The organism is Pseudobacter ginsenosidimutans, assembly GCF_007970185.1.
GTDB classification, from domain to species: Bacteria; Bacteroidota; Bacteroidia; order Chitinophagales; family Chitinophagaceae; genus Pseudobacter; species Pseudobacter ginsenosidimutans.
Window position 1 is genome coordinate 6,832,089 of the sequence record NZ_CP042431.1, and the last position, 23,631, is coordinate 6,855,719.

A 23,631-nucleotide genomic window follows, 5' to 3' on the forward strand; every position below is an offset into this window, starting at 1 on the left:
GAGGAGAATAAGATCTCACTACACCGCCCGGGCCGGGACGTGCAATTAATTTCATAACTTTGTTATGTGTTTTGGTTAGTGAATTGCTACACCGGACCAGGGTCGAAATTGGAACCGGAGAGCATCTATTAAATCAGCCAAAGCTTTACGGGTCAGGTGAGCAAACCTGATCCGTTTCTATTTCGAAACAATCAATTTTCTTCCTTCGATCCTGTAATGTATATCAAGATCACTGAGTGTTTCCATCACCTGGGACAACGCCAGATTCCTTTGCATTTTTCCGGCAATCTCACCCGCTGCGGGTTCTGATTCATATACCAGATCGAGATCATACCAGCGTGCTATTTCCCGAAGTACTGTTTTCACATCTTTATTATTGAAATCGAATAATCCATTTTTCCAGGCCACTACCTGTTCAACATCAACATCAACTACCCTGATCTTTTCAGTGCCCGATACCTGTGCCTGCTGGCCAGGTAAGAGCTTTTGCGCCTGTCCTTTTTTATTTACTCTCACGGCTCCTTCCAGCAAAGTTGTATTCACAGATGGTTCCTCATCGTATGCATTTACATTGAAGCTGGTTCCAAGCACCTCTATTGTGGTATTGTTTTCCAGGTCAACCCTGAATGGCATCTTACTGTTCTTTGCCACTTCCAGATAGGCTTCACCGGTTATGTGCACCACTCTTTCGTTACCGGCAAATAAGGTCGGATAGCGAACGGAGCTGCCGGAATTCAACCAAATGATAGTTCCATCCGGTAATGTAACCCTGTACTGCCTTCCTTTGGGGGTGGCAATTGTATTGAAGGTTACGGCAACGCCTTTGGCATCATACACCAGATTCCCATTCTCTACCCTGGCCCTGCCTCCACCGGGAAGCGCAAGCACAGCACCATCTTTAACAGTATCCAATAATACCTGCGATTGATCAGCGAGTGTTAATATCGCTCCCTGTTTTCCGGGAAGTCTTTCGTTAGTTTGCTGTGCAATGTCTTTCGATCCTGGATTCTTATTTCCTCTGTTTAACAGGTAGCCGAAAACAGCTACGCCCAGCAGCAACGCAATAACTGCTGCAGCCCACCAACGTCGCGAGAGCTGATATATGAAAGCAGTCTTTTTATTACCGGTCTCCTGATCTGCTTCTGCTTCCTCTATCACACGTTCATAGATATCCTGCACTTGCTGTTCAGTTGGAGGATATGAAACTGGAAGATGATCAAAAGCTTCTCCTACCAACTGCTCCTTTACCACGGAGAGCTCAGTGCTTTCGCTCTGCCATGCTTCCCAAAGCTCCTTTTCCTCGGGAGGAGATAACTCCCCCTGCAGGAACTTCCCAAACAATTCTGTAAATCTGATTGGTGTCATATAACAATATTAAACGCTTGTCCCCCGGGAGGTGGGGGACAGGGATAAGAAATTATTTTATCAGAGGAAAAGGGGAATGGCTGCGGTAACTACCAATTCGATATGGCCATCGAGCTTATTGCGAATCACCTTCAGGGCACGCACCAGATGTTCCTTTGCGGTATGACGGGTAACTCCCATTTTTTCAGCCGCTTCCGGAAGCGTCAGGCCGGCGATCCTTGTCAACTCGTACACTTTCCGTTGCTGTGGAGATAAGTTGTTAAGTATTGACTGCAGAAAGCTGGCAAGCTCTTTTTCCCTGACACCATCCAGTGTATCATTGCTGTGATCAGGGAGATTCAAAGCATAGTTGGTGATGAGGAGCTTTTCACGCGCCGCTTTCCTTAAATAACTAATGGTAGTATTTTGGACAATTGTTCTGATCCAGGCAGAGAGATGCTCTATTTGTGCAAGTTTATCTTTGTTCTTCCAAATCTTTACGAATACTTCCTGAGCAATTTCCTCACTCATGAAAGAAGACTTCGTCAGGTAAAAAGCAAGTGAATATACCCTGGCATTCCAGGCATCATAGAGTTGCCTGAAAAATAGTTCCTCACTTTCAGGAGGTCGGTCAGCAAGATCAATTTGGTTTTGTTTTGGCAACTTGGTAAATGGGTTATAATACTGTTACAAAGCTAAAGTAATAGGTAGAATTTTCACAAGAAAGGCAGACAGGTCAAAAGCTGGTTTTCAAAAATAGGGTTTTCAAATCAAATACCGAATGCAGCTCGCCTGGCATTGCATGTAGTGCAAAATCAAAAGAGTGAGTATCTCACTTGTTTTACGAACCCTTTCTCTTTTTTGACTATTTTTTCTTATTTTGGGATACAAAACTGTTCCTAATTGCTACAGGACCCTTTCCATGCTGTCACAGGAGAAACACATGCCGATAACACCACCCATACATTCGAGTGTTTATACCGGCAGCATGAACATGCCCTGTTCTTACTCGCATCGAGAGCCACCAAATCTCCTGAACAGGCAAGGGACATTGTACAGGAAGTTTTCCTCAAACTCTGGGAGAAGCGCAACAATCTCGAACATATCCAGGATATCGAAGCATGGCTCTACCGCGTCACCGGCAACAAACTGATCGATCACCTCCGAAAAACAGCCGCCGATCAAAGACTGAAAACCGCCCTTTGGAACAGCACACAAGCTAAGAACAATGAGCCTGACCAGCTCCTCGAAGCCCGGGAATGCAACCAGCAGATTCATGCAGCCATCAATCAACTGGCTCCCCAACGCCAGCTTATCTATCGCCTGAACCGCGAAGAAGGAATGAATTACCAGGCAATAGCCGATACGCTCTCCATTTCACGCCATACAGTCAAAAATCAAATCTCCTTCGCACTCCGCTCCATCCAGCGATTCCTTGGACTCTAAAAAAACTTATTCCTCCATTAGGAACATTACTTCCCTGCTTCGTCTTTAAAGAAGGCGCTTTCCAATTCAGTTGAAATGCGCTAAGCAATCAATCAACGATACATGGAAGAAAGGATTCAATACCTGCTTCGAAAATACCTCGATAACACCTGCACCAAACAGGAGTTCGACGAGCTGTTTGCCTGCCTGGAAAATCTGGAAGATAATTCTCCACTAAAAGAATCACTGCAACAGGTGATCATGGAACATCCGATCAGATTGGCCGCAAAAAAACGCAAGCCCTGGCTTATTCCCGTGGCAGCCAGTATATTGATCATGGCAACTGCCCTGACCTGGTTCTATTTTTCTCCTGAAGAAAAAACACCAATACCCACCATTGCAGCAAAACCTACCCTGGTAAAAAAATCCACTGAACGTTCAGAATTCAAATACCTTCTGCTGCCAGACAGCACACAGGTTTGGCTGAATGTGGCCAGCACACTCGAATACTCCGAAAACTTCAATGAACACAAACGGGAAGTGATATTGAAAGGAGAAGCTTATTTCGATGTGAAACAGGCCAGCAAAAAACCCTTCATCATTTATTCAGGAAAGGTAAGCACAGTGGTGCTGGGCACCGCTTTCAATATCAAAGCCTATCCCGGTTTTGAGAAGATCACAGTAATGGTGAAAAAAGGAAAAGTGAAAGTAAGCTACGATAACAGGGAAGTAGCCCTGCTCACCAAAGGACAACAGGTAAGCATCAGCAGCTCCAATAGTAAAGTGAATGAGAAACAATTGAAAGATGAAGAAACCAATACCTGGCACGACGGCATTCTCAGCTACGATGATTACCCATTGAAAGATATTCTGGCAGACCTGGAAAGGATCTACAATGTTACCATTAAAATGGAAGCCACCAATCTCCAGCGTTTCAGGGTTTCAACAGCATTCAAACGGGAACAGGGCGTAGAAACCGCCCTCGAGATCATTTGCAAACTCACCGATACCAAATTCAAACTGATCAATGGCATTTATACGATCCAATAAATCACCGAACTAAACTTAATCGAATATGTCTCCACCAACAACAAAATAAAAAAATGGACCGAACCAGCTGCAACCTGGAACGGCCCTTCGTTTAGTAAATCCTGTTTAAGAATTTTAAACAACCAAAGCTATGAATTTGCATCAAAAGGTGCCTGGAATTTTATTGCCTGGCATCGTCAAAAGCTGCTTCCCTTCCCACCTGCAGAGGGGAATAAAACTGAAATGGTTATTTATGAGAATGATGATCCTGGTCTGCTTACTTACCCTTAACGGACTACTGATGGCGGGAACATCCTCAGGACAGGACCTCAGTAAAATGAAGATGTCGATCAACCTGAAAGACGCTTCTCTGAAAACCGCCCTCAGGAAGATCGAGACCGCCACAAAATTACTCTTCACCTACAAGACCAGTGATATCGCTGCTTTTGAGAACATTACTTATGCAGCCGAAAATATCAGCATCGACAAATTGCTGAACGTACTGCTTAACAATACCGGCCTTCAGTACGAGATGGTGAAAGCCAATATCATCATCAAGAAAGAACCTGGACTTCCTCCCATTAACGATGAAGCAAGTACCCGCGCCGATGGAGGCATCAAAGGGAAGGTCACCGGCGCTGCCGGTGAGCCGCTGCCCAATGCTTCGATCGTACTGCTGGGCACCAGCATCGGCGCAGCTGCTGATGCCAAAGGTCAGTTCTCCCTCTCCGGCGTGAAGCCCGGTAATTACCGCCTGCAGATTTCCGCTATCGGATTCAGCACGGAAGTGCGCAACATCGTTGTGAAGGACGGTGAAGTGCTCAACCTCAGTTTTCAATTGACTGAAGATAAATCGAACCTCACGGAAGTAATGGTAACAGCCCTCGGTATCCGAAAAGAAAAAAGAGCATTGGGCTATTCGGCCCAGGAAGTGAAGGGCGATGCGCTGGCAGCAAGCCACCAGACCAATATCGTGAACGCTTTGCAGGGACAGGCAGCAGGTCTGCAGATCAACTCAGGTGGTGGTGCACCCGGACAGGGAGCCAAGATCATTCTCCGCGGCATCAACTCCATGGACCCCAACCGGGATTTCCAACCGCTCTTCGTGATCGATGGTATTCCTATCGACAATACCACCGATGTGTCTGACGGCAGCACCCTCAAGGGAATGAGTAACCGGGCCGCAGATATCAATCCGGATGATATCGAGACCATCAATATCCTGAAAGGCGGCGCCGCCACTGCATTGTATGGACTACGTGCATCTACCGGAGCCATCATCATCACCACCAAATCCGGAAAGTCAGGCAAACTGAGGGCCAGCCTCACCAGCACCATCGGATTTGATAAGATCAACAAATACCCCGAAACTCAAAAAACTTACACACAGGGATGGATGAACGAATATGATCCCAACAGCTTCTGGTCTGCATACGGTCCCACAGTAGCGGAAGCCAAAGCAGAAGATCCAACTCACCCGGACAATCTCTTCAACAACTATGAGCACGGGTACAAGAACGGGCACTCTTACAGGACCAGTCTGAATATCTCCGGCGGTACTGATAAAGCCATCTTCACAGGTGCTTTCTCCCAGTTCAACCAGGATGGCATCATGCCTTTCACCGATTACAAGAACTATTCTGCCAGGATCGGAGGTGAATTCAGGTTCTCTGAAAAATTCCGCTTCGGCAGTTCCCTCAATTATATCAAATCGGGTGGCCGCCGCGGCGATGCCGACCGTTACAACGAAAGCCTTACCTACTATTCCCCAGATGGGATATCTGGGATTATAAAAAAGCCGATGGAACGCAAAAGACCATCGTGGGCGCAGATATCGACAATCCTATCTACCAGCTCTACGGTAAAAAATATATCGATGATGTGGACCGCATCATCAGCAACAGCAATATATTGTTCGCCCCTTTCAAATGGCTCGATATCAGCTATCGTCTCGGGATCGACATGTACAATGATTCACGCAGGCAAACAACGCCCGGCCCGATGGGACTGCCGGACGAGATCTATCCTGCCGGCGATTTCTACTATGGCCGCGTGATGGAATACAATATCAAAAATTTCGTGGTCAACTCCACCGTGATGCTGAACTTCAAGAACGATATCGGCAAACACCTGAAATCCTCTTTCAAGATTGGTCACGATCTCTATAACAGCACACGCTCCTCCGTATACACACAAGGCGATACACTTGAAGTGCCCGACTTCTTCTATCTCGACAATACCAAGAAAAGGGTGACCAAGAATTACGAGAAAGATTATCGCATCATCGGCGTATTCGGAGACTGGACGCTCAGCTGGGATAATTTCCTCTTCGTTACTTTTACCGGAAGGAACGACTGGACCTCCACCCTGGCAAAGGAGAACCGCTCTTTCTTCTATCCTTCTGCCAGCGCCAGTTGGGTATTTTCAGAGAATATCAAACTGCCGGATTGGGCCAGTTTCGGAAAATTCCGCGTGTCTGTTGCCAAGATCGGTAAAGACGCCCTTCCCTATGCTACTTCAACAGGCTTCAAGATCAATGAGCCGCTTTCCAATGGCGTGCTTCCCTTTGTACTGTCGAACCAGACAGGCGATGCAAAGCTGAGACCTGAATTCACCACCTCTTACGAAGCCGGCCTCGAACTGCGGCTGCTCCGCAACCGTATCGGTGTAGACTTCACTTATTACAACAATACCAGTAAAGACCTGATCATCCCTGTTAAGGTTCCGGTTCCAAGCGGCTACGATCAGATCTACCTGAACTCCGGCAGCATCCGCAACCAGGGTATCGAGCTCAGTCTTACTGCCACACCCATACAAACAACGGATTTCAGCTGGGACATGCGTATCAATTTCACACGAAACAGGAACAAAGTGCTGAGCATTTATCCCGGTCTCACAGAGATCCCGCTCGCAGACCATTATGGCTATCTCAGCGCCACCGTTACGCAGAAATATATTCCCGGTTATCCTGTAGGCGCCCTCTTCGGAAGGACGTACAAGCGTTATTTCGCTGACGGAAAAGAAGACGAGATGAACCTCGACAAAAGCCGGCCCATCGTGATTGGCAGCAACGGGTTCCCCGTACTGAATCCCGCCTCCAAACAGCAGTATATCGCCAACTCACAACCGAAATGGATCGGCAGCTTCGGCAGCACAGTCCGCTACAGGAATTTCAGTCTGGGTTTCCTCTTCGATGCACAGCAGGGCGTGTACCGTTACAATCAGCTCGCGAACTTCATGGCATCTTTCGCCCTTCATAAAGGTTCTGAAAACCGCAACGACATCATCGTATTCGATGGCGTACTCGCAGATGGAAGCCGCAACACAAAACCAGTTTGGTTAGGTCAGGGTGTTGGCCCGGATGGTGTGAACTATGGTAATGGCTACTATCGTAACGTATACCGTGGCGCTTCCGAAACCTTCATCGAAGATGCATCCTGGATCCGGCTGAGAAGCCTCAACCTGGCATATTCCATTCCGGCCACTGTATTGCAACGCACCGGCTTCATCAATGGAGCCACTGTGAGCATTTCCGGAAACAATCTCTGGCTCGACACCAAGTACAGCGGCTATGATCCGGAATCAAGCTCCACCGCCTCAGGCAGCGTGGTTGACGGCTTTGCAGGTTTCACCTACCCTGCCGTACGCAGCTTCCTGGTATCATTAAATCTTAACTTCTAAAACCAGTAATATGAAAAGAATCTCCGGCATACTCGCAGCATGGGTTTTAGCAGTAAGCATCACCGGTTGCGATAAATATCTTGACAAGCTCGACAACCCCAACCTGGTGAAAGAACCGCCGCTCAACGGCCTGCTCACTACCAGCACTTATCAGACAGCTTACGACGCATTCCTGATGGGTGACATCACTTCCTACTACACACAATACCTCGCTTCCAACAGCAAGGCAAGCGATGGCGACATCTATAACGAGGTAGACTACTCGAATACCTGGGAAAGCTTCTACGCTACCATGATGAATATCCAGCAGATGATCACCAAGGCAGAAGCGAACAAAGCCTACAAGCACCTGGGTGTGGGTAAGATCCTCATGGCTTACAACCTCAATATGCTCATCAACAGCTTTGGCGATGTTCCTTTCTCCGAAGCACTGAAAGGGCTCGACCTGCTGATCCCCACATTCGACAAACAGGCCGATCTGCACCAGACCTGCCTCACCCTGCTGAGCGATGGCATCGCCGATCTGAACAAGCAGGATGTATCGATGGACCTGAACTCCAACAACGACCTTATCCATAAAGGCAGTGTTTCCGCATGGATCAAAACAGCCAATGCGCTGAAAGCAAGATTCCTTACACAGTTCAGCAAAACTCCCGGCTACAATCCAACTGAAGTATTGAACACACTTACCAATGCATACGAATCTAACGAAGATGATGCTGCGCTCACCGTGTTCGATGGCAGAAGCCCCTGGAATGCCGTATCATACGCCAACACACAGCTTGACCTCGATGGCTGGCTGAGCACACAATATGTAGATGCATTGAACGGCACTACTTATGGAGTTGTAGACCCCAGGCTGGCATTGATTGCCAGCAAAACCAAATTTGGCGACTATCGGGGCACACCCAACGGCGCAGGCCGCATTGGTACCGGCACTGATGATGAAGAATCCTATCTCTGGATCAACGGCTACTATTCAAAAGGGAATGCACCTCTCTGGCTGGTAACCTATGCCGAAATGAAATTCATTGAAGCAGAAGCAGCCTTCAGGGCCAATGATCCGCAAACAGCCTATAATGCTTATCTCGACGGCATCAGATTACATATGGAAAAAGTAGGCGTTGCTACAGCCGACAGGAATGCATACCTGAACAATCCCGCCGTGGCTGTTGGCAAGGACAATCTTACCCTCAACCTGATCTTCAAAGAAAAATATGTTGTGATGTTCCTCAACCCCGAAGCATGGGTGGACGCGCGCAGGTTCGATTACAAATACAAGGATTTCACGCTGCCGCAAAATGCAGCCATGAACAGTTTCATCCGCCGGCTGGCCTACCCTACAGTGGAAACAAGCCGTAACGGAAAAAATGTTCCTCCTGTTGCAGGACTGGATGAGCGGCTCATCTGGGATAAATAAAATATCGGGCTGACTGAAAGTAAACTTCAGTCAGCCCTTCCATGTTTCAAACGACTTCACATGAAAAAGCTGTTCGTCAGCATAGCTGCTGCCCTGTCCATTTTCTCTTTTACATCCGTCAGCGCACAATCCCTCACCCTTGAATCCATCACCCGCTATCCTTTCATCAGTGAGCTCAGTGCTGCTTCCAGAGGATCGCGCATAGCCTTTGCCGTTAACAGGGAAGGACAACGTAATATTTATGTGGCCGAAGGGCCGCAATTCGTTCCCCGCAAACTGACGGCTTACGATAAAGATGATGGCCAGGAATTATCCGGCATCACTCTAACACCTGATGGCAGCAGGGTGATTTTTGTCAGGGGCGCCGACCATGGCGCATTTGACGAAACCATTCCACGCAATCCTTCCTCATCTGCCCAACCGCCTGCCATCCGTTTGTATTCTATTCCTTTTTCCGGTGGCATCCCCAAATTATTGAGCGAAGGAGATGAAGCTGTTGTTTCTCCTGATGGCAAACAAGTGGCATTCATTAAAGATCGCCAGGCCTGGATTGTTCCTGCAGATGGATCGAAACCAGCGACAGCACTTTTTTATGATAAAGGCCATACAGGCGGACTGCAATGGTCGCCAGACGGATCAAGGATCGCATTCATTTCTTCCCGTGGTGATCACTCTTTCATTGGAATTTTCTTGAATACGGATTCGCCCATCCAATGGATCAGCCCTGCATTTGCGCGGGATGCCTCTCCCCGCTGGTCGCCGGATGGGAAACGACTCGTTTTCGTCCGTCGCCCTGCATCTGGTGGAGCGCCTGATTCGCTTACTGTTGACAGTTATCAGCCCTGGGCTCTGCAGGTGGCCGACCTTTCTTCCGGTAAAATCATTCAATTATGGAAGTCGCCGGAAACCCTGCGTGCCTCCGTTCCTGCCAGTCATGGCCGCTACAATCTTCTTTGGGCAGCAGGCAACCGCATCGTCTTTTTATCCACCCACGATGGCTGGCCGCATCTCTACTCCCTGCCGGCCGATGGCGGAGAACCTCTCCTGCTCACTCCCGGTAATTTCATCATCGAACATATCAAATTAAGTCCCGACGGACAATGGCTCACAGGTAGCGCCAATACCGGCCCGGATACCGCCGACTACGAACGCCGCCATATCATCCGCGTTCCCGTGAACAGACCAGAGATGGAACTGATCACCCGCGGTGATGGCATCGAAACATTTCCGTTGATCACCGGAAACGGTAAACACCTGGTGTACCTGAGCGCCACTGCCCAACGCCCAACCCTGCCGGCAGTTATCTCTTTTGCAGAACGCAAACAACAACTCCTGGGCGAAAACCTTATTCCCAAAGGATTTCCGGCAAATCAACTGGTAACACCCAAACCAGTCCGGTTCAAAGCGCCTGATGGACAAACAGTATATGGACAAATATTCTTACCTGAAAAAATATCCGGCAAATCTGCCGCCGTGTTGTTCATTCATGGTGGCCCCGAAAGGCAGATGTTGCTTGGATGGCATTACGGCGACTACTATGCGAATACTTATGCATTGAACCAATATCTCGTCAGTCGTGGCTTCATTGTACTGTCTGTAAACTATCGTCTTGGGATCGGCTACGGATATGAATTCCAGCATCCTGCCCGTTCCTGGATCTATGGTGCATCCGAATACCAGGATATCAAAGCAGCAGGTGAATGGCTGGCAGCTCATCCATTGGTGGATGCCTCTAAGATCGGCGTATACGGTGGATCCTATGGCGGATTCCTTACTGCGCTGGCACTTGGCCGTGATTCAAAATTGTTTGCAGCCGGAGTGGATATTCATGGAGAACATAACCTCACTGTGTTCGGCCCGGATATCACCAGGCAGGAGCAGGCGCCGGACCTCGCACTGGCCAGACAATTGATCTGGGAATCGTCTCCCATCGCCTGGCTCGATCACTGGACTTCCCCCGTGCTGCTCATTCACGGTGATGACGACGGCAATGTGGAATTTCATCAAAGCATCGACCTGGCCCGTCGCTTCGAGAAAAGAGGCTTCGCATTTGAAAGCCTGGTGATACCAAATGAAACACATCACTGGATGAAATATTCAAACCTGCTGAAAGTAGATGAGGCAGTAGCTGAATTCCTGGAAAGAAAATTATTGAAGCCATAAACCGATCTGCCATGTATTATCATAAACAACTGTTGACCGTTTTGTTGTTTAGCTGTATGCTGATCAAAGCAACTGCTCAAAAACAGGAACAGCCGCCCCCCGGGCTGGACGCTTATATTCAAAAAACATTGGCAACATTTGAAGTGCCCGGCGCAGCCGTAGGCATCGTTCATAACGGGAAAACAATTCTTGCCAAAGGTTACGGGATTAAAAAGCTGGGCAGCAAAGACCCGGTGGATGAACATACTTTGTTCTGCATCGCTTCCAATTCAAAAGCTTTCACCGCTACAGCGCTGGCAATCCTGGAAGAAGAAGGCAAATTGAAATGGGATGATCCGGTAATCGATCATCTCCCCTGGTTCAGGATGTCTGATACTTATGTAACCTCCCACCTGACAGTTCGCGATCTGCTGGTGCATCACAGCGGTCTTTCAGCGTACGCGGGCGATATGCTTTTGTTCCCGCCTTCCACTTTCAGCAGGAAGGAGATCGTTGAGAAGATCCGGCTGCTGCCGCTGCAACATGATTTCCGCACCACCTATGCCTACGACAATATCCTTTACCTGGCAGCAGGAGAACTGATCGCCGCAGTATCAGGCATGTCCTGGGAAGAATTTGTGCGCGTGCGTATCCTCGATAAAGCTGGGATGAAAGAAACCCTTTCAAGGTTCTCCCTGATGAAAGCCAGCGCCAATGTATCGGCTTCGCATAGCCGAAATAATAAGGAAGTGAAGATAGTGGAAGGTTTCTTTGAACAGGGTATCGGTGATGCGGCCAATCCCGCAGGAGGCATCGCTTCCAATGCCGGTGATATGTGCCGATGGATGATCACCCAGCTGGATTCAGGCCGTACGCCCGAAAAAACGGTGCTGTTCAAGCCCACTACCACAGAACAATTGTGGAAGATCATTAGGCCAATGCCCATCACAAAAAATATCCCTGAATTGAAAGCTGCGCAGATGGACTTCTATGGTTATGCGCTCGGATTCAGAAGCTACAATTATGGAAGATATAAAGTAGTGGGCCATGGAGGCGCACTGGATGGCTTTGTTTCGCAGGTTGCCATGGTGCCCGAACTCGGGCTTGGCGTAGTGGTGCTCACCAACCAGGAATCCACAGGAGCATACTGGTCTGTCATCTATCATATCCTGGACCACTACATGAAGAATCCCGCGTATGACTGGACGGCTGCTTATCGAAAACAACTCGACAGCAGCCTTGTCCGGCAAGAACGCAAACTGCAGGAGAACACGGTTCAACCCATTGCCGGTGCAATATCTCCTTTGCCGGTAAAACAATACGCCGGCAAATACAAAGACCCGTACTATGGCGATGTGACCATCTCGGAAAATACAGGGAAACTCACAATGGTATTCGAACAGTTGCCCCAACTGGTGGCCGATCTGCAGTACTTCCAATACAATAGTTTTATTGCCAGATTCCGGAATGCAGACCTGAAAGGAGATGCCTACATCAATTTTTCGATTTCGGAAAAAGGGAACATCACCGGGGTGACCATGAAAAGTATCCATCCCAATTCCAGTCTTTACCTGGAAGATGTAAAACTTGTGCCTGCTGTTCCTGAAATAAAATAATATCCAATCACAAAGAAACTTATATGCCATGCCGGGATTATTCACTTTACTGTTAACCACCATGATCTTCAACAATGATACAACAGGACTTCGTAAGGAGCTCGAAGCTGAATTTGCCAGCCATCCGGAAGGTTATTTTGCTATCGCCTTCAAAGACCTCTCCTCAGGGAAAACCTTCTTCATGAATGAGCATGCTTCTTTCCATGCAGCCAGCACCATGAAAACACCTGTACTGATCGAAACATTCCGGCAAGCGTCCAAAAAGAGGTTCAAGATCGAAGATCCAATAGAAATCAAAAACACATTCTCCAGTATTGTGGATGGCAGCCCGTATTCACTAGACTCCACCGACGACAGCGAGCATGATCTGTATACGCATATCGGGCAAAAACTGCCCATTTCGGATGTGCTGCACCGTATGATCACCAAAAGCAGTAACCTGGCCACCAATATCATGATTGACCTGGTGGATGCGAAAAAAGTAATGGCCACCATGCGTTCACTGGGCGCCAAAGACATACAGGTACTGCGCGGTGTGGAAGATGATAAGGCTTTTGAGAAAGGCCTCAACAATACCACCACCGCATTTGACCTCATGCTGATCATGGAACATCTTGCAAATGGAACTGCAGTGAACAAAAAGGCCAGTGAAGCCATGATCAAAATATTGATGGACCAGTATTTCAGGGATGTGATCCCCGCAAAATTGCCGGCTGATGTGAAAGTGGCCAGCAAGAGCGGATCCATTACCGGCATTTGCCATGATTCAGGGATCGTGTTCCTGCCTGACGGAAGGAAATATATTATAGTTCTGTTATCGAAGGGTATTAAAGACCACAAGGAAGCCACCAATACATTGGCCAATGCTTCTCGTATCATATACGATCATTATTTCGGAAAAAAGTAAATTGTATAATAATGGATTTTGACAAATACAAAAAAGGAACACAGGCCGTATGGGCAGGTGAAGATGATCCTTTCACGGAAGGAGCTGTTACTACTCCCATTGTGAACAGTGTGGCATTCTCGTACAAAGACCTGGACCATTGGCATGATGTGGCCACCGGCAAATCTGCTGGTCATATTTACAGCCGCAATACCAATCCCACAGTAGCCGTACTGGAAGCCAAGATACAGGTCCTGGAAGGCGCCGAGGCCGCCATCGCTTTTTCAACCGGCATGGGAGCGATCAGCAATACACTGTTCAGTTTCCTGACTCCCGGCAAACGCGTTGTGTCGCTCAAAGATACCTATGGCGGCACCAGCAGGCTGCTCCTCGACTTCCTTCCCGCATACCATGTGGAAGTGAAACTTTGCGACACCACCGATCATGAACAGATCGAAGCTGAAATAGCCAAAGGTTGTGATCTCGTCTACCTCGAAACACCCACCAATCCTACCCTCAAGATCGTTGACATACAACGGTTATCTGCAGCTGCTAAAAAAGCGGGCGCCATCGTGGTAGTGGACAATACTTTTGCAACGCCCGTGAACCAGCATCCATTGCAGCTTGGCGCGGACCTGGTGATCCATAGCGCCACCAAATACCTCTGCGGCCATTCCGACGCCATGGGCGGATTGTTATGCGGCAACAAAGAGCTGGTAAAAAAAGTATTCCAGTTCCGCGAGATCAACGGCGCCAGCCTGCAGGCCGACCCTGCTTACATGATCGCAAGAGGCATGAAAACACTGGAGCTGCGTATTGAACGGCAGAATGCTTCCGCCATGAAGATCGCCCGTTACCTGAAAGCACACCCCCGTGTGAAAGATGTATTCTATCCCGGTCTTGAAACCCATAACGGGCACGAGATAGCGAAAAAACAAATGAACGGCTTCGGTGGTATCATGAGCTTTTCCCTCGATGGTGGCTATGAGCTCGTAAAAAAAGTATTGCCGAAACTCCGGTTCACACATCTCGCAGCCAGCCTGGGCTCTGTAAGCACATTGGCAGGGCCGCCACGAACTACCAGTCATGTGGAACTGACAGAAGAACAACGAAGGCTGCTGGGCATTCCTGAAAGTCTTATCCGTTATTCCGTTGGCATTGAAAATGTGGAAGACCTGTTGCAAGACCTGGACGCTGCCCTTGCAACAATATAAAAGCATCACAGATCAAACAGTTCATGATGAATAGCTACAAACGAACAGCATTATCTTTCGGCCTGAGCATTTGTATATGCACCCCAGTTTCACTGTATGCACAAAGCACTACCCATTCCGCCGCCCTGGCGCCGATGGAGAAAGCCATGGTTTCAGACAGGAACAATTTTTTCTTTATCGATCCTGCACATTATCCCGGTGGAGATGCCTCCCTTCCTGTTGGCGTATTCGATTCAGGTACCGGCGGGCTCACTATTCTCAACACTCTCCTCAATTACGATGAGCACCATAACAGTACAGGGAAACAGGGCAAAGACGCTGTTGCCGATTTTGCAAAAGAAAAGTTCATCTATCTGGCCGATCAGGCGAATATGCCTTATGGCAACTATTACAGTGAAAAGAAATCCGACCTGCTGATCGAGCATGTATTGAAGGATGTCCAGTTCCTGATGTCCGATAAATACTATGCCGGCGCGGAAAACAAGCAATACAGTACAGACAAGAAACGGGTAAAGACCATCGTGATCGCCTGTAATACCGCTACCGCCTATGCGAAATCACATTTGGAAGATTTCATCCGCAGAACAGGCATCAACCTGAAAATAATCGGCGTGATCGATGCGGGCGCCAGAGGCGCACTGGAACAAATCGGGAAAAATGAAAATGCCTCCATTGCCGTTTTTGCAACAGTGGGCACAGTGGCATCGGGAGGATATGAAAGAACGATACTGGCTTTTAAAGATAAACTGGGCTATACCGGTAAACTGAACATTCTGAGCCAGGGAGGATATGGACTGGCAGAAGCCGTGGATGAAGAACCGGATTTCATCAACCGGAAAGCGAGCAGCCCGGCTGCAAACTATCGCGGCCCCTCCCTCCAAAGCGCTGAATACAAAATTGACAAAACCCTGCTTGATCTTTACAATTTCAATTTCGACCATAACCAGATGCTCTGCGATACAAAGAACAGCGATGATTGCCAGGTCATGCAACTCAACTCCACCGGCAATTATGTTCGTTACCACCTGGTTTCCCTGATGGAGAAAATGCGAAAATCTCCCGGCGCTCCGCCATTGAAAGCGCTGATACTGGGATGCACTCATTATCCCTACCTCGTAAAAGAGATCCGGCAAACCTTACAGGAACTCTATCATTACAAAAAGAACGGGAAGTATATCTACCGGCCGTTTATGGTTGCCGATGTCAAACTCATCGACCCGGCAGTGAATGTAGCCGCTGAGCTCTATGACCATCTCGCTCAGCAAAAACTGCTGAACAGCGAGGGAAACCAGGCAGAAAGCGAATTCTATATCAGCGTACCTAATAACGATAATCCACAAACGCGAACTGATGCGCAGGGCCGGTTCACATATGCATACAAGTACGGCAGGAAAGCCGGTGAAATACAGGAATACGTAAAGATGGTGCCTTTCAGTGAATCGAATATCCCGGCCGAAACCTTTGCCCGGTTCAGGGAGCTGATCCCATCTACCCATGCACTGATTCAGGCTTATCGCAATAAACAGGAAAAATGGAAAAACGCTTTGCAGGTTGTTGACGGGATCTATAAGGATTTTGCCAGGAAGAACGATTATCCCGGCCTTGTTTATGGTATCGTTCGCAACGGGCAGCTGATATATACAGGCAATACAGGGCTCAGTAATATCGAGAAGCAAATACCAGCCACTTCAACATCTGCCTTCCGGATAGCCAGCATGACGAAGAGTTTTGTGAGCGTGGCCATCCTGCAATTACGCGATCAGGGAAAACTGAAGCTGGATGATCCTGCTTATAACTACATTCCGGAACTGAAGCAACAACACTATGCTTCGGATGATGCTCCTTTATTGACAGTACGCCATCTCCTCACCCACGCTGCCGGCTTTCCGGAAGACAATCCCTGGGGCGACCGCCAGCTGGCCATTTCCAATGAAGCCATGCTGGCCATGGTGAAGAAAGGCATTTCGTTTTCCAATAGTCCGGGTGTAAAATACGAATACAGTAATCTCGGATTTGCCTTGCTGGGTTACATCATTCAACAGGTATCCGGCTTACCGTATGAAGAATATATCGATAAAAATATACTAACGCCGCTGAACATGGCACATACTTACTGGGAGTACAGTAAAGTACCGGCCAATGAACTGGCGCTGGGTTACCGCCGGCTCAACAATAACTGGGTGGAACAACCGATGTTGCACAGTGGTGCATATGGCGCAATGGGAGGCATGATCACTACCATCGAAGATTTTGCGAAATACATGAACTTCCATCTTTCCGGATGGCCCGCCAGGAATGGCCCTGAAGATGGACCGCTGAAAAGAAGCTCTATCCGCGAAATGCAGCAGCCCTGGAACTTCAATACACTCAACGCCCGCTATCAGTTTCCTGGTGAAACCAGCGCCTGTCCGATGGTGGCCGCATATGGCTACGGGCTTCGCTGGACACGCGACTGCAAAGGCCGGGTAATGGTTGGGCATAGCGGAGGCCTTCCGGGTTTTGGCACCAACTGGACCATCTTACCCGATTATGGCATCGGTGTGGTATGCTTCGCCAATCTCACTTATGCTTCCGCTACTTATATTAATACCGTGGTGATCGATACTTTACTGGACCTCACCGGAGCCACGCCCCGCCCGATTCCTGTTACTCCAATACTTGACCAAAGGAAAAAAGAACTGGTTGCATTTCTTCCAGACTGGCAAAACGCAACCAATTCCGATGCCTTTGCAGATAATTTCTTCCTCGATTATTTTCCAGATTCCCTGCGAAAAGAAGCGAAGGATATTTTTACCAAAGCCGGTGCTATCAAATCTATCGGCACCATGGTGCCGGAGAACAATCTGCGGGGATATTTTCTCATCGAAGGAGAAAAGGCAACCATTGAAGTAAGATTTACATTAACACCTGAAACACCGGCGAAGATCCAGGAGTATGAGATCAGGCGCCTTTGATGATGTTCACTATGCCTTCATTCATGATGATCTTCATGCCATGCCTGTCGGCTGAAATGCCTTCCTGCAGTTTGTAGATATATCGCGGTACTTCTTTTTCCATGATCGTGGGAAAAAACAGGAACTGCATATGCCCTGTTCTGTCGCGAAGCGTTTCGCCGGCTTCTACAATATGTGTGGAAACGATATACGTGCAATTGCTGTTGTCTGCAAAAGCTTCGGTAACTGCCACTGTAGCGTCGTATGCATCTTTCACATTGGTGCCTTTGAAAAGCTCATCAAAAATGATCACAAGGTTCTTTCCACGGCTCACCTCTTCCGCTACTCTTTTCACCCGCAGCACTTCTGCATAAAAATGGCTGAATCCTTCATTCATATTATCCGGCACATTGATGGAAGTATACATGCCATCCTGCACCGAAAAGATCATCTCCTCCAGTTCTACCGGAAACCCCATATGCGAAGCATGAACAGCGTTTTGAAAGACGCTTCGTTGCATTCGGCAATTCCAGCAAAGAGGGCCTGTTCTTCGTATGATTATGCTGCAAGTTGGTATTCGGGTATGTTTGATCCAATCCGCAAACTAGGGTAATTTTTTCAGAAATGTAAAGAAGTAGAATTGCAAAAGGCTGCTCATTTCAGAACAGCCTCCTGCATTTGAATAGCCCTGCCCTTATTGTATCACAATTTTTTCCGTAACAGGTATTTCCTTAATTAGCCTTAGTATATAAGTACCCGATGGAAGTCCGTTGATATTGATGATTTGCTCGTTGGAGATAAGATATCTTTTCACCACCCTTCCCTGCATATCCAGCACCTGCAATTGTTCTGTTGATTTGATGCCGGTAACTTTCACATTCAGGTTGTTTATGGCCGGCACCGGCCAGGCTTTCATCATCACAACATCTTTCTCCTGTGCTGCAACTATTCTTATTGGAGAGAAAACATATTTCTCATCTTTATCCAATTGTTTGAGACGATAATAAGTTTTTCCTGAATACCCATTCATATCTGTATAGGTATAAGATAAGGCAGAAACTGAATTCCCATCCGTAGCTTTTGATGAGATGAAAGTGAGAGGAGCAAAGTCTGTTTCAGTTTCTTTTTTCCGTTCGATATAAAAACCACTGTTATTGATCTCCTGCTTCGTACTCCAGTTGAGCAGCACCTGGTTGGTGTTGATGCGTCTTGCAGTAAAATCAAGACCGGTCACGGGCAGGGGGCCCTGTTGAAGATAAGGTTGCAATATCCCCTGCGTGAGCAGATTATTGGAGTTCGATAAAGTGATGCTTGCAAACTCTCCCAAAGTATATTCGAGAAGGTTGTTCCCATTGATCAATGTAGTGCCCGCATTATTCACAACGGTTCCACTGGTAAGCTGTGGGCTGCCAACTGCCGGCACCTCGGTAGCAGTACCTGCAAACGGCTGAAGAAAATCCTGGGTAAGCAACACAGGTCCTGCATCCAGGCTTGAAGGCGCCAACCCGCCTACTGCGTATTCAAAGTGAATGCCGCCGGTTGTACTGTGGCGGCCAGAACTGTTGATGGTTTCAGGTTGAACGCTTTGAGCGCCTGCCTGCGAACAGCCTAAGATCAACAATACCATAAGAGAAAAATTCTTCATCTTCTGTTATTTAAGTATTAATTGATCTTGTAAGCCTGGAAAGTACATTCGTTGTGGAGTTGCAATGGATAATTAACACTTGGATTTATTCCATCCAATTGAACAGTTACCTGCTCGTTAGCCTGCAGATATACAATGGCGCTCAATGAGCGGGAATCCAATTTCCCTGCCACGATTTCGATTCTGGCACTTTCACCTGATGCCCCCAATATTCCCCGGGAACCGGAATAGAAGAACATCATGCCATTTGAAGTGTAGTTGGAACCGAGCGTATAAAAATTCATAGTGGTATTCAGGAAATACATACCACTGCTTGGAGCAGTAAATACACCTGTGGCAGGATTATAAACATTGGCACTGTCAAAACAAGAATAGGTAGCATCATTGTTGAATTTCACTGGTATATAATTATAAGCGCCGGTAACTAAAATTGAGTTGGTTAGCTGCGCACGGAATCCAACAAATCTCTTAGCTGCTGCGGCAACAGGATCTGTAGCCACCCACGCACTACCATTCCAGCGAAGTATATCGCCTGTATTGGGAGTATTGGTATCTACGTAATGCCCGCCAATATTGATGGCATTCACAGCCTGATCTGCAGCAAAAGCATAAGGAACGGTAACCAAAGCCTGAACACCCATATCTACAAATGAGTTGTTATTGTTGATGTCCAGCTCCACTTTCAGATTCTCAACTGTTGTAGTGTTGTTAAGCCAATTAATGGCGGTAAAACTGCCGGTAGTGGCAACCGCTCCCGCACTGCCTATCTGCAAATTAAACAGACCAAGTGAATTGGTGGTTACACTTCTTGTTTCAGAATAGATCACGGCGTTACCCGCTGCTGAATTCACGATGCTGAGCCTTACTTTGATGGCCTGATTGGCAATGGCCTGCCCTGAGCTGTTACGAGCCACCGCCTGGTAGTTGATTGCTTTAGGCATTTGCGCCTGTGCAAGTAAAATGCTGAATACAAATACAAGGATCAAAGAGAGTTGTTTCATGATTATTTTTTCAGTGTGTGAAAAATATTTGGTTGATGGCACAAAAATGAATCACAGCTGGGGCTACTGAAAATTTATCAGGACATAGTGTGGCAGAACCCAAATGAACAGGGAAATATGCGAAATGAAGCGTTGGACGTCTCAGTCCGAAAAAATATGAGAATCATGGAGACTCAATGGGATCCAATCCTTTCAGCAACTGCCTCCGGAATTCCGGCTGCGTCAGAATTAAGCGACACCATAAAAAATTTGAATTTTAAAGAAGATTGTATTTACTTTGTATTTCAAAGTACTTTTCAATTCATCACAAAAGCCCGGCACCATGAAGATTTCAAGAAAGAAATTCGTCATCGGATTCCTCGTTTCGGCGTTTGTATTTCAATTCATCACCAATTCAATCTTGGGAAATGAAATCAGTCTTTTTCCCAGAAATGGCGAGTGGTTCCCGGAAGGTGGATCAATTGCCTGGAAGAATACATTAGCCACTATCATATACCCGGTCAAGTTTGTTTTGGTTGAACCTTTGTCATTTTTGGCCCAGGATCCGGATCCGCCGCCCCCGCTTTTGCTTTTGGCTTTTGCCATCTACTGGACCGCTATTGCACTGGTCCTTCATTTTGTTTTTTTCAGATTATTCAATCGCAAAAAAACATGAGCTGAAGTTCAATCTGCGCAATATGCCCCGACTTGAAGAAATATACTATGTAGCGAAATCAGATAACTGGTTCAGAGGGTTTGCTGTTTTTTGTAGAGTAGCATTGGCTTTGAGCTTTATCCCGTCAGGTCTGGTCAAGATCATGGGTGAGCGATTCGCAGAGGGGCTTCCTCACAATAATCCATTGGGGCATTATTTTGATGCCTTACAACTGACAGGATATTACTATACCTTTATTGGCATTGCACAAATTATAACAGCCATACTCTTATTGATACCCCGCACCTCTCTTCTTGGTGCGCTGATGTATTTTCCCATGATCATCAATATTTGTGTGCTGACTTATGCCACACGCTTTGCAGGCACCAGGATCGTGACGATGATGCTACTGGCGAATTTGTTCTTACTGTTCTGGGATTATGACCGCCTGAAACATATTTTGCCATTCAGGCAACCCAAACCAGCTCCTCCCAAACTAACTACAACGCATAATCCACTGCGCCTTCGTCTCCTCTTTTCTGGAGGTTCCGTCGCAACACTGGCTTTTCTCATAATAGGCAGTTCCTATTTATACGAGATAGGTCCGGGCAACTCTGAAGAAGAGTGCAGAGGTCAATGCAATGCAAGCAAGAATCCAGCAGCCTGTGAAGCTTTCTGCGACTGCATTTATAAACAAGGCCGTTCGCTGGATAGTTGTCTCGCTGCTTATGAGAAGGCAAAGGCACTACGCAATACTGGCGCCAGGTAAATGACTTTGGGCAGGTCATCCGATTTGCTTCAGTTGTTTTCGCAGGTCTGCTGCGAGGTCATCTTCGATACCTGGCAATAATTTTTCAATTTTGGATATATATTGTTCTGCGGACTTATTAAGGAAGGTAGCCAGGTAATTGTTTTTTTTCTTCCCGCTGATCATCCTGACCATATGCAGGTACAATTCAGCAGTTGCGGATTTATTCCCTATATATTTTATGGGCTTATTGATCTTTCGCTGGATCTTCCTGAATTGCTTTTTATATTGATAACCAGGGAGACCATCAATCTCCTCCATCTCTTCACTGATCTCTTTTTTGACCTGCTCTACATACTCATGCTCATTTGCCGATTCAAATAAGATATAGGTGAGTAGTTCTTTATTTTCTTTCTTGAACCTTGCGAGACGCAGCAGGAGCTCCATTACCTGTTTGGGAGGGAGCTGTTTCAATTCCGTCTTAATGGTATCAATAGTTGCAGAATGCATAAGAATATTGTTTACAATTTCCGGGAAGTGCCGGCAACTGTAAATATAGTTCCTTTGTCCTTTCCATTAAGTTTTCACTCCATCAACTCAATAATTCCTTCATTTCTTATGATCATCATTCCCTGCCTGTCTTCGGTTATTCCATTACGTAAACGGAAAGTATAGCGGGGAACATCACCTTCCATAACGGTTGGCATATATGTAAACTGTATATTGTCTCTGGCTTTAAGCGCCTCTCCTACTTCAATAATATGCGTGGAAACAATGAAGAGACAGTTCGCATATTCAGAAAAAGCCTCTGTTACCGCCAGCGTACCATCAAAAGCGTCCTTTACATTGGTGCCCTTGAATAATTCATCGAACATCAGCAGGAGATGTTTTCCTGTAGCCGTGGCTTCGGCGGCATTTTTCACCCGCACTACTTCTGCATAAAAGTGACTATACCCTAATGCAATATTATCGGCCACATTGATGCTGGAATAGATCCCTTCCCGCACGGAAAACTCCATAGACGCCGCAGCAACGGGAAACCCGATATGAGCCAGGTACATGCTGATGCCGATCGACTTCATCCAGGTTGATTTTCCCGCCATATTGGCTCCGGTGAGAAAAATAACATTACTATGCTTTTGCATCTCAATATTATTGCCGATGGCCTTATCGATACAGGGATGTTTCAGGTCCATTGCCTTTAAGGCATTCAATGCTTTCGGCAGTGCTTTGGCATAAGTAAAGCCCCTGGTAGCAGCTACATGCCCCACCACTATATTCACATCTACTTCAGCAATAAAATCCAGTACTCCTTTTATCTCTCCGTTTATTTTATTCTTCAGCAGATGATCATAGGTTGCAATTGTTCTTACAGAAATAGCTTTGTAAATATCTGTTTCAATTAAAGCGGACAATGAAGGCGTATCGAGAATTTGTCTGATCTCATTGGCTCTTCGTTGATAAGGGCCTTCCATCCCAGACAATTCTGCTGCAAACCCATAACATTTTTTCAGTGTAACAATGGTAGCCTGCAATCCTTGAATTAAAGATTTGTACCGCTCATCGCGGGTCAGTATGGACAATACCTTCTTTACCATTATATTTCCATAGCTGGCAAGACGCCCCTGTTCAGCAGAAGCATCTACGTATTCCCGCATCAGGCTTACCTGCTGTGCATCAAAAGGAAAATTCAATCCTTTTTCCTGGAAAAACCGGAATATAGCTGTACGCTCATTAATGGCCGCTTCGTCTACCAGTGGCTGTTTGAATAACTGGTCCAGCAGCTGCTCTCCCCCACGCGTTTTCATCTGGTTGAACAAAAAGTAAACCGATCCCTGGCGAAACTTCCCCATGAGATTCAACTCGTCAAGCGATTGCTTATCTATCGAAAAATTCATGATTACATTTTTGGA

General features: G+C 47.1%; 19 protein-coding genes. 12 read left to right on the top strand and 7 right to left on the bottom strand.

Annotation, left to right across the window (positions count from 1 at the left end; translation table 11 throughout):
* Positions 1 to 177: 177 nt before the first annotated feature.
* Positions 178 to 1,365 (bottom strand): FecR family protein, encoded by a 1,188-nt coding sequence (locus FSB84_RS26730; protein WP_130540898.1) that lies wholly within the window; start codon positions 1,363 to 1,365, stop codon positions 178 to 180.
* A 60-nt stretch (positions 1,366 to 1,425) separates the two neighbouring features.
* The gene (locus FSB84_RS26735; protein ID WP_130540899.1) at positions 1,426 to 2,007 is read right to left on the bottom strand and encodes an RNA polymerase sigma factor; all 582 of its coding nucleotides are present in this window, start codon (positions 2,005 to 2,007) and stop codon (positions 1,426 to 1,428) included.
* Positions 2,008 to 2,247: 240 nt separating this feature from the next.
* On the opposite strand from FSB84_RS26735, the gene FSB84_RS26740 reads away from it, so the two are divergent.
* The 10 genes from FSB84_RS26740 (at position 2,248) to FSB84_RS26785 (ending at position 17,711) form a co-directional block, all read left to right on the top strand.
* Positions 2,248 to 2,790: an RNA polymerase sigma factor gene (locus tag FSB84_RS26740; protein WP_130540900.1), complete on the top strand. Its 543-nt coding sequence runs from the start codon at positions 2,248 to 2,250 to the stop codon at positions 2,788 to 2,790.
* A gap of 102 nt (positions 2,791 to 2,892) precedes the next feature.
* Complete coding sequence (locus FSB84_RS26745; protein ID WP_130540901.1) at positions 2,893 to 3,819, top strand: FecR family protein; 927 nt, start codon at positions 2,893 to 2,895, stop codon at positions 3,817 to 3,819.
* Between the two features lie 232 nt (positions 3,820 to 4,051).
* A complete protein-coding gene (locus FSB84_RS31295) occupies positions 4,052 to 5,854 on the top strand; it encodes a carboxypeptidase-like regulatory domain-containing protein (protein ID WP_158644137.1) in 1,803 nt (600 codons plus the stop codon).
* Complete coding sequence (locus tag FSB84_RS26755; protein ID WP_262713816.1) at positions 5,800 to 7,479, top strand: TonB-dependent receptor domain-containing protein; 1,680 nt, start codon at positions 5,800 to 5,802, stop codon at positions 7,477 to 7,479. The genes FSB84_RS31295 and FSB84_RS26755 overlap by 55 nt, the downstream gene beginning before the upstream one ends.
* A 10-nt stretch (positions 7,480 to 7,489) precedes the next feature.
* A complete protein-coding gene (locus FSB84_RS26760; RefSeq protein ID WP_130540902.1) occupies positions 7,490 to 8,899 on the top strand; it encodes a SusD/RagB family nutrient-binding outer membrane lipoprotein in 1,410 nt (469 codons plus the stop codon).
* A gap of 60 nt (positions 8,900 to 8,959) precedes the next feature.
* Positions 8,960 to 11,062, top strand: a complete 2,103-nt coding sequence (locus FSB84_RS26765; protein WP_130540903.1) for a S9 family peptidase — start codon at positions 8,960 to 8,962, stop codon at positions 11,060 to 11,062.
* A gap of 11 nt (positions 11,063 to 11,073) precedes the next feature.
* Entirely contained in the window at positions 11,074 to 12,657 is a 1,584-nt protein-coding gene (locus FSB84_RS26770) for a serine hydrolase (protein WP_130540904.1), read from the top strand.
* Between the two features lie 28 nt (positions 12,658 to 12,685).
* Complete coding sequence (locus FSB84_RS26775) at positions 12,686 to 13,564, top strand: serine hydrolase (protein ID WP_130540905.1); 879 nt, start codon at positions 12,686 to 12,688, stop codon at positions 13,562 to 13,564.
* Positions 13,565 to 13,575: 11 nt separating this feature from the next.
* Positions 13,576 to 14,757 carry a cystathionine gamma-synthase family protein gene (locus FSB84_RS26780; RefSeq protein WP_130540906.1) on the top strand — a complete coding sequence of 394 codons (1,182 nt, stop codon included), beginning with the start codon at positions 13,576 to 13,578 and terminating at the stop codon, positions 14,755 to 14,757.
* A 23-nt stretch (positions 14,758 to 14,780) separates the two neighbouring features.
* Positions 14,781 to 17,711, top strand: coding sequence for a serine hydrolase (locus FSB84_RS26785; protein WP_207234231.1), 2,931 nt, complete (start codon positions 14,781 to 14,783; stop codon positions 17,709 to 17,711).
* Here the strand turns inward: FSB84_RS26785 and FSB84_RS26790 are convergent.
* The 3 genes from FSB84_RS26790 to FSB84_RS26800 form a co-directional block, all read right to left on the bottom strand.
* Positions 17,698 to 18,210: a MutS-related protein gene (locus tag FSB84_RS26790; RefSeq protein ID WP_130540907.1), complete on the bottom strand. Its 513-nt coding sequence runs from the start codon at positions 18,208 to 18,210 to the stop codon at positions 17,698 to 17,700. The two genes, FSB84_RS26785 and FSB84_RS26790, sit on opposite strands and share 14 nt — an antisense overlap.
* A 174-nt stretch (positions 18,211 to 18,384) precedes the next feature.
* Positions 18,385 to 19,335: a T9SS type A sorting domain-containing protein gene (locus tag FSB84_RS26795; protein ID WP_130540908.1), complete on the bottom strand. Its 951-nt coding sequence runs from the start codon at positions 19,333 to 19,335 to the stop codon at positions 18,385 to 18,387.
* A 17-nt stretch (positions 19,336 to 19,352) separates the two neighbouring features.
* Complete coding sequence (locus FSB84_RS26800; protein ID WP_130540909.1) at positions 19,353 to 20,336, bottom strand: C1q-like domain-containing protein; 984 nt, start codon at positions 20,334 to 20,336, stop codon at positions 19,353 to 19,355.
* 165 nt (positions 20,337 to 20,501) lie between these two features.
* On the opposite strand from FSB84_RS26800, the gene FSB84_RS30745 reads away from it, so the two are divergent.
* Complete coding sequence (locus tag FSB84_RS30745; protein ID WP_130540910.1) at positions 20,502 to 20,747, top strand: hypothetical protein; 246 nt, start codon at positions 20,502 to 20,504, stop codon at positions 20,745 to 20,747.
* Between the two features lie 188 nt (positions 20,748 to 20,935).
* The gene (locus tag FSB84_RS26810) at positions 20,936 to 21,739 is read left to right on the top strand and encodes a hypothetical protein (protein WP_225979897.1); all 804 of its coding nucleotides are present in this window, start codon (positions 20,936 to 20,938) and stop codon (positions 21,737 to 21,739) included.
* A 15-nt stretch (positions 21,740 to 21,754) separates the two neighbouring features.
* On the opposite strand, the gene FSB84_RS26815 is transcribed toward FSB84_RS26810, so the two are convergent.
* Positions 21,755 to 22,228 carry a hypothetical protein gene (locus FSB84_RS26815; RefSeq protein WP_130540912.1) on the bottom strand — a complete coding sequence of 158 codons (474 nt, stop codon included), beginning with the start codon at positions 22,226 to 22,228 and terminating at the stop codon, positions 21,755 to 21,757.
* A 74-nt stretch (positions 22,229 to 22,302) separates the two neighbouring features.
* Positions 22,303 to 23,616: a MutS-related protein gene (locus tag FSB84_RS26820; protein ID WP_130540913.1), complete on the bottom strand. Its 1,314-nt coding sequence runs from the start codon at positions 23,614 to 23,616 to the stop codon at positions 22,303 to 22,305.
* Positions 23,617 to 23,631: the final 15 nt, after the last annotated feature.

What these genes read in the sequence shown, in the direction of transcription:
- FSB84_RS31295 (WP_158644137.1), top strand. Translation starts at nt 4,052, where the DNA reads ATGAGAATGATGATCCTGGTCTGCTTACTTACCCTTAACGGACTACTG.
- FSB84_RS30745 (WP_130540910.1), top strand. Translation starts at nt 20,502, where the DNA reads ATGGAGACTCAATGGGATCCAATCCTTTCAGCAACTGCCTCCGGAATT.
- FSB84_RS26765 (WP_130540903.1), top strand. Translation starts at nt 8,960, where the DNA reads ATGAAAAAGCTGTTCGTCAGCATAGCTGCTGCCCTGTCCATTTTCTCT.
- FSB84_RS26770 (WP_130540904.1), top strand. Translation starts at nt 11,074, where the DNA reads ATGTATTATCATAAACAACTGTTGACCGTTTTGTTGTTTAGCTGTATG.
- FSB84_RS26745 (WP_130540901.1), top strand. Translation starts at nt 2,893, where the DNA reads ATGGAAGAAAGGATTCAATACCTGCTTCGAAAATACCTCGATAACACC.
- FSB84_RS26780 (WP_130540906.1), top strand. Translation starts at nt 13,576, where the DNA reads ATGGATTTTGACAAATACAAAAAAGGAACACAGGCCGTATGGGCAGGT.
- FSB84_RS26800 (WP_130540909.1), bottom strand. Translation starts at nt 20,336, where the DNA reads ATGAAACAACTCTCTTTGATCCTTGTATTTGTATTCAGCATTTTACTT.
- FSB84_RS26795 (WP_130540908.1), bottom strand. Translation starts at nt 19,335, where the DNA reads ATGAAGAATTTTTCTCTTATGGTATTGTTGATCTTAGGCTGTTCGCAG.
- FSB84_RS26790 (WP_130540907.1), bottom strand. Translation starts at nt 18,210, where the DNA reads ATGCAACGAAGCGTCTTTCAAAACGCTGTTCATGCTTCGCATATGGGG.
- FSB84_RS26775 (WP_130540905.1), top strand. Translation starts at nt 12,686, where the DNA reads ATGCCGGGATTATTCACTTTACTGTTAACCACCATGATCTTCAACAAT.
- FSB84_RS26755 (WP_262713816.1), top strand. Translation starts at nt 5,800, where the DNA reads ATGGGACTGCCGGACGAGATCTATCCTGCCGGCGATTTCTACTATGGC.
- FSB84_RS26785 (WP_207234231.1), top strand. Translation starts at nt 14,781, where the DNA reads ATGATGAATAGCTACAAACGAACAGCATTATCTTTCGGCCTGAGCATT.
- FSB84_RS26760 (WP_130540902.1), top strand. Translation starts at nt 7,490, where the DNA reads ATGAAAAGAATCTCCGGCATACTCGCAGCATGGGTTTTAGCAGTAAGC.
- FSB84_RS26730 (WP_130540898.1), bottom strand. Translation starts at nt 1,365, where the DNA reads ATGACACCAATCAGATTTACAGAATTGTTTGGGAAGTTCCTGCAGGGG.
- FSB84_RS26820 (WP_130540913.1), bottom strand. Translation starts at nt 23,616, where the DNA reads ATGAATTTTTCGATAGATAAGCAATCGCTTGACGAGTTGAATCTCATG.
- FSB84_RS26815 (WP_130540912.1), bottom strand. Translation starts at nt 22,228, where the DNA reads ATGCATTCTGCAACTATTGATACCATTAAGACGGAATTGAAACAGCTC.